8 protein-coding genes are annotated in these 5,510 nt (G+C 67.5%); 2 read left to right on the plus strand and 6 right to left on the minus strand.

The window, feature by feature from the left end:
- Together ACOJSN_RS09915 and ACOJSN_RS09920 are read left to right on the plus strand one after the other, a co-directional pair.
- Window positions 1-457: BglII/BstYI family type II restriction endonuclease (locus ACOJSN_RS09915; protein ID WP_420112330.1), on the plus strand; the 457-nt coding region annotated here is incomplete at its 5' end.
- Window positions 458-545: 88 nt separating this feature from the next.
- Window positions 546-1,415 (plus strand): MT-A70 family methyltransferase, encoded by an 870-nt coding sequence (locus ACOJSN_RS09920; protein ID WP_420112331.1) that lies wholly within the window; start codon window positions 546-548, stop codon window positions 1,413-1,415.
- 67 nt (window positions 1,416-1,482) lie between these two features.
- On the opposite strand, the gene ACOJSN_RS09925 is transcribed toward ACOJSN_RS09920, so the two are convergent.
- The 6 genes from ACOJSN_RS09925 to ACOJSN_RS09950 form a co-directional block, all read right to left on the minus strand.
- On the minus strand, window positions 1,483-2,718 hold the full coding sequence (locus ACOJSN_RS09925; protein WP_420112332.1) for a phage major capsid protein: 1,236 nt from the start codon (window positions 2,716-2,718) through the stop codon (window positions 1,483-1,485).
- Window positions 2,719-2,940: 222 nt separating this feature from the next.
- Complete coding sequence (locus tag ACOJSN_RS09930; protein ID WP_420112333.1) at window positions 2,941-3,159, minus strand: hypothetical protein; 219 nt, start codon at window positions 3,157-3,159, stop codon at window positions 2,941-2,943.
- Window positions 3,156-3,431, minus strand: a complete 276-nt coding sequence (locus tag ACOJSN_RS09935; RefSeq protein WP_420112334.1) for a hypothetical protein — start codon at window positions 3,429-3,431, stop codon at window positions 3,156-3,158. Before ACOJSN_RS09935 ends, ACOJSN_RS09930 begins: the two co-directional genes overlap by 4 nt.
- Before the next feature lie 441 nt (window positions 3,432-3,872).
- The gene (locus ACOJSN_RS09940) at window positions 3,873-4,514 is read right to left on the minus strand and encodes a hypothetical protein (RefSeq protein WP_420112335.1); all 642 of its coding nucleotides are present in this window, start codon (window positions 4,512-4,514) and stop codon (window positions 3,873-3,875) included.
- Window positions 4,515-4,632: 118 nt separating this feature from the next.
- A complete protein-coding gene (locus tag ACOJSN_RS09945) occupies window positions 4,633-4,845 on the minus strand; it encodes a hypothetical protein (protein WP_420112336.1) in 213 nt (70 codons plus the stop codon).
- Between the two features lie 148 nt (window positions 4,846-4,993).
- Complete coding sequence (locus tag ACOJSN_RS09950) at window positions 4,994-5,470, minus strand: hypothetical protein (protein ID WP_420112337.1); 477 nt, start codon at window positions 5,468-5,470, stop codon at window positions 4,994-4,996.
- Window positions 5,471-5,510: the final 40 nt, after the last annotated feature.

Genomic DNA, 5,510 nt, shown 5'->3' on the forward strand with positions numbered 1-5,510 from the left:
CACGCACACGCGCCGGTTCGATGAGTCCCTATATAAACAGGGGTGGAGTAAGCACAACGTGATGGTTGAAAAACTCATCGATGGCCAACCAGTCTTCCGCACCCGCAGCCACGAGATCGACGTTTTCAAGCTAGGTGAAGATGACTGGTACCCCGGAGTTGCCGTGGAGATGGAGTGGAACAACAAAGACCCCTTCTATCATCGCGACCTGAACAATTTCGCTGGCCTTCATCGCGAAGGGGTGATCGCTGTAGGCGTCATTGCCACCCGTGGGCCAAGCCTTCAAGCCCGCCTTGAACGCTGCACAGCCGCGGGCGAACCGATGGGCAAGTACGGCAGGTCGTCAACGCACTGGGACAAGCTCCTGCCGATGGTGAACCTCGGGGCGGGAGGGGAGTGCCCGCTGTTCTTCGTGGGGATCGAAGACGACCGGGTCTCCGGCTGGCCGGTGGCGTGAAGCACGTCCCTCGCCGGCCGCGTTGCGCATGACGGCGGAACGTGCAAAGATCTACTTAAGAAAGCAGATCTATCACTAGGGGTTGCCCATGCCTGCCGAGCCGTTGCGGGTTAACGACACGATTGCGCCATTGCCCACTATCGACGGCGGCTTCCAGACGGTGATGTCGGACCCGCCCTGGCGCTTCCAAAACCGAACCGGCAAGGTCGCCCCTGAGCACCGGAGACTTGACCGCTACTCCACCCTGGGTTTGGATGAAATCTGCGCGCTCCCCGTCCAGGACATCGTTGCGCCGAATGCCCATCTGTACCTGTGGGTACCGAACGCGCTACTTCCCGACGGAATGCGCGTCATGCAGGAATGGGGGTTCCGATACGTCTCGAACATCGTGTGGGCTAAGCGCCGAAAAGATGGCGGACCAGACGGGCGCGGCGTTGGCTTCTACTTCCGTAACGTGACCGAGTTGATCCTGTTTGGTGTGCGTGGCTCGATGCGCACCCTCCCGCCTGCACGGAGCCAGGTAAACATGATCGAGACGCGTAAACGCGAGCATTCACGCAAGCCAGATGAGCAGTACGACCTGATCGAGCAGTGCTCCCCAGGACCCTACCTGGAAATGTTCTCCCGTAATGCAATGCCCGGATGGACCGCTTGGGGGGATGAATCCGGTACCGACCGAGCGCCCCGAGGAAAGGTTTATCGCGGCTATGCGGGCGGCTCAATCGAGGCCCCGTATCTCGAGCCCCACAGCAGGCTCGATTCCACAACCGAAGCTGAACTCGCCCAGTCAATGAGAAAGCTCTACGAGGGCGGCGCAAGCGTGCGCCAGATCGCAGAAGACTCCGGGTACAGCATCACCCGTGTTCGACGGCTTCTCCATCTCGCGGACACTCCTATTCGCTCACGGGGGCGACAGCCTGCGCACACCACCGACGCGCCGCAGCTCAGCCTCCGATAGCACCAGAGAGCTCCTAGTGGCACGCCCACCGCGGCGTGCCACTAGGAGTTCACGGACCGTCGTTCGATCAGGCGGAGTCTCCGCCGGTTAGGGTCACGGCACAGAACCCGGCGGGCCGGTACAGGTCGAACCCGAACCGGCCCTCTGCACGGATGCGCACCTGGTTGCGGATCGCGTCGTCGTTGATGGTGACGGCGCGGACGTCGAGCCCGTGGACGTGGGGGCGGATCGCCGCGGACCCGGCGGTGACGACGACCGCGGTGCCTTCCGACAGTCCGCGGGTGAGTCGCACCGGGTGACCCCATATCGTGCGCGCCGCCGCGTCGACGGCCCCGCCGAGGTCGAACGCCCCGGAGGTGTTCCGAGTCGTCGCGAGGGTGACCCAGTCGTTCGGATTCATCGCGACGCCCGAGACGGTGTACCCGTCGGACTCGAGCCGGGTCGCGGCGACCGCGATCGATCCGAGGGCGTCGCCGGTGTATTCCTGCTGGAGGACGCCGGTGGTGTTGAGGATGCCGCGGAAGTGCTCGCCGACAATCTTGCCCGGGTCGTCGGCTGCGGTGATGTCCTCGCCGGTGCCGCTGAACACCTCGTCCTCGAGCCGGAGCCGGATGTCCAGCAGCAGTTCGCCCTGGAGGAACCGCACGAGTGCCGGGTAGTCCTGAAGGGTCTGTTCACTGACGGGGCCGGCGACGGTCGCGATCACGCCGAGCCGGTTGGTCACGTCCTCGAACTCGAGCTGGCTGGTCGGCTTGACCTCGCCGGTGCCGACGATCTGTGCGGCCAACGTTCGGCCGGTCGCTCGTCGGTACGTCCATGCCGGCGCGACGGTCGAGACGGCCGGGATGATGTCGAGGACCGTGTCGAACCGGCCACCCTGTGACACCGGGTCCGCATCGATCACGACGGGGATCGTCTGCGCGGTCGTCGTCGGCAGCGCCTTGACCCCGCCGGGACCAGTCGCGGACATGAGCCGGCGGGCGACCATCTCGCCACCGGCCTTCGCCGAGAACACGGTCGGCGCGGACTGGTCCAGCGCCGGCCACTCCGTACCGTCGTCGTCGAGACCGGGCAACTCGTCACCGTTCTGCGGCGCGTACTTGCCGACGCCGGAAATCCAGTCGATGCCGTCCTTCGACTTCGCCGCGCGAGCGAGCTTCTTGTCGAGCTCCTGCACCTCGTTGATCTTTGCGTCGATCAGCGCGGACTCGTTCGCTGTGAGGTCACGGCCCGCGGCCTTCGCCCCGTCGGCGATCGCGCGTGCTTCGGCGAGCGCGTCGGCCCGCTGCTTCTTGAGATTCATCGGTTGCACCCTTCGTGGTGTGAGGGCCGCGATCACGTCGCGAGCGCGGCCGGAATGAGAGGGAGCGCCGCGCCGACCCCTCGAGGGTCACGACTGATGCGCTCCGAGAACACCGCCGCTATGGCGGTCGTCCCGGTTGTTCCGTGTCCCGCGCCTCGCCTCCGACTTACGCCCAACCCGGGTCGCCTCGCCGTTACGTGCACCGACAGGAACAGACTACCTCTATTCGAACGGCTGTTCGATCAGGTTCGGACCGGTTCGCCGCGCGTCCCAGTAGTCCCGGGCACCCGCCGCCGGTACCGTCCACGCCACCGGCACGCGCCGCCCGAGCAAGTCGACGTCGAACCGGATTGGTACCGCGCCCGGGGTCCCCTCAGGTACCTCACCCGGCCCCAGCCCGCCCCCGCTGTTCTCGGGGCGGACCTCAGCCCAGCCGCTCATGACTCGCCCCCTTCCGCCCGGTCCAGCAACGCCCGGCACGCCGCGAGGAACGCACCCTCCGGAGCCGTACTCGCGAGCGCCTGCCGAGCCATACCGGCGAGCGCGCCCATGGCCGCAGGCAGCTCCCGCCCCTCGAGCTCCGAGAGCGTCAACGAGGCCGTGTCCTCGTCGCCGCGCCACGCCGACTCGAGGAACGTCACCATCAGCCGGTTCACCGCGATGTGCTCACCCAGACTCAGCGGCTCCGGCACCGCACCCTCCGGCCCGCTCATCGCACACCCCGCCCGTACCCGAGGCGCGGCCGCGCGAGTCCCGACGGATCACCCGCCCGCCAGACCACCCCGCACGACGGGCACCGCTGCACCAGCGACGACCCGACACCACGCCGCCGCGCCTCAGCCGTACCCCACCGCGGCCGATCACACTCCGCCCGATGCCTGATCCCGAACCCGTCCACCTTCACGCCGTCCTCCTGTTCCGACCCCGGCCCTTCGCCGGGAGCTTCGTCCTGTCCACACGCCAGCCGACCCGACCCGTCACCGGATCGACCCGCCTCACCAGATGGGGCCGGCACATCGGACACGGCGCAGACCGCCCCCGCGCATCCCGCCCGACCCAGCCGTCTTCGCACCCATGCGCGCCGTCACCGAGCCCCGCAGCGGGCAGCCCTCGCGACGTCCGGTCGTCATCCGGCGGCGGCAGCACCCGGGCGCTCATCGGATCGCGTCCAGACACTCGCCGGTGCATTCATCCGCACCGCACTCCGGACACGCCCCTTCGGCATCCGCCAGCACCTGCCCCGGCAGACCAGAGCCTGGAACACGAGCCGGTTCCCACTGCACAGAAACGGCTTCCGTCACATCGCTTACATCAATGCCCGTAACGTCCCGGCCTGTCCCGTCCCGTCCCGACCCGATGTCACGCGTGACTTCACCAGTGACCTCAGCCGTGACTGCCTCGTCGGGCCGAGAGACGGGGGCCTGATCGCAGTTCTCTGGGAGGCACGTGCTGTGATCCCCGGCCTTGTGCGCGCGCTCGCGACGCTTCCGCAGCTTCGCCGCTTTCGACGCCTGCCGCACCGACGGGGGCGGGATGTGGTCATCGATCCTCACGACCTTTACGTCGTTGCCGGGGAGCTCGAGCAACAACCCGGTACTCCGCAGGACGGCTAGCGCCGCCTCGGGGTCGTCGACGTCCGAGCATCGGCGCGCATCCGCTCGCTTCATCACTCCGTCGATCCGCTCCGTTCGGGAACAGAACTGGATCATGGCGAGGTAGTGCCAGCGAGCCGCGAGGTCGAGCACGGCGAGCTCCGGCATGTCCGTCCAGGCGTCGTCGAGTCGCGTCCAACTCATGCCGAACCACCCCAGATCGGCCCGCCGACGGTAGACTCGGGGGTGAGTTCATGACCCGATTCCTGCCGGGTGGAGGCCGTCCCGTTCACCGCGGGGCGGCCTTCGTACTTCCCGATGTTCACCGGGCACCACAGGCCCGGCCCGCACTGATGATCGCGCTCAGGCGGTCGCGCTGCTCAGCAGTCAGCGGCGGGGCCTCAGCCACCACCTTCTCGACGTAGGCCGCAATCTTCGCCGCCGCCAGGTCCCGGCGGGCATCTTCGGCCGCCCCATCGTCCCCGCGCCGAGTCGCATTCCCGAGCGCGGACCGTGCTTTCAACACCTCAGACATGAAAGAACTCCCAGGTGAAAGGCGCAATGCGCCTATGTCACCGGGAGCTCGAGAGTGCTACTTCCGCCGATCGGCGGCCCTGTATGTGCCGGGTATGCGTTCCCGGGAGGACGTGGCCACACTCTACCCCAGCCCTATCGGCCAGGGACTACCCCCACCACGCGATCGCCGCCACATGACGACGGCCGCCCGCCTTCGCGACCCGGTGAGCCTCGAGGGCGCGCACAGTACTCTCGAGCACCGATGAGCATGACCGACCACCGGACCGACCGCACTCACGGCAGCTCATTCGCCACCGGTCGACCCCTTCGACATCATCGAACGGACCAGCGGCCTCGCTATCCCGCTCCGTATCCCGCACCTCGAGCTCGATCCCGCCCCGTGTGTCGAACTCGAGGCGCGCGACGTCATCGAGCAGGGCGAGCCGGACGCGCGTCTTCTTGCCCGCGTCGTGTCCGTGGCACGAGACCGCGACCCAGCCCGAACGACCGCGCTCGTCGACGAGCCCCGCGGCGATCGAGCGCAACCCGTCCGACAGCGGGAAGTCACGAAACGCATCGACCCCCCGGTATCCCCGCATCGCCCTCACCTTCGAGGTCGCGGTCTCTTCCCAGTCCGTGCTCATGCCTCGACCGTCTTCCACTCGACCGGCACCGTGTCCGGAT

The sequence above is a fragment of the Pseudactinotalea sp. genome, assembly GCF_048594945.1.
Classification (GTDB): domain Bacteria; phylum Actinomycetota; class Actinomycetes; order Actinomycetales; family Beutenbergiaceae; genus Pseudactinotalea.

Excerpts from the sequence above, each read along its gene's own strand:
- ACOJSN_RS09920 (WP_420112331.1), top strand. The coding sequence starts at position 546 with ATGCCTGCCGAGCCGTTGCGGGTTAACGACACGATTGCGCCATTGCCC.
- ACOJSN_RS09925 (WP_420112332.1), bottom strand. The coding sequence starts at position 2,718 with ATGAATCTCAAGAAGCAGCGGGCCGACGCGCTCGCCGAAGCACGCGCG.
- ACOJSN_RS09930 (WP_420112333.1), bottom strand. The coding sequence starts at position 3,159 with ATGAGCGGCTGGGCTGAGGTCCGCCCCGAGAACAGCGGGGGCGGGCTG.
- ACOJSN_RS09935 (WP_420112334.1), bottom strand. The coding sequence starts at position 3,431 with ATGAGCGGGCCGGAGGGTGCGGTGCCGGAGCCGCTGAGTCTGGGTGAG.
- ACOJSN_RS09940 (WP_420112335.1), bottom strand. The coding sequence starts at position 4,514 with ATGAGTTGGACGCGACTCGACGACGCCTGGACGGACATGCCGGAGCTC.
- ACOJSN_RS09945 (WP_420112336.1), bottom strand. The coding sequence starts at position 4,845 with ATGTCTGAGGTGTTGAAAGCACGGTCCGCGCTCGGGAATGCGACTCGG.
- ACOJSN_RS09950 (WP_420112337.1), bottom strand. The coding sequence starts at position 5,470 with ATGAGCACGGACTGGGAAGAGACCGCGACCTCGAAGGTGAGGGCGATG.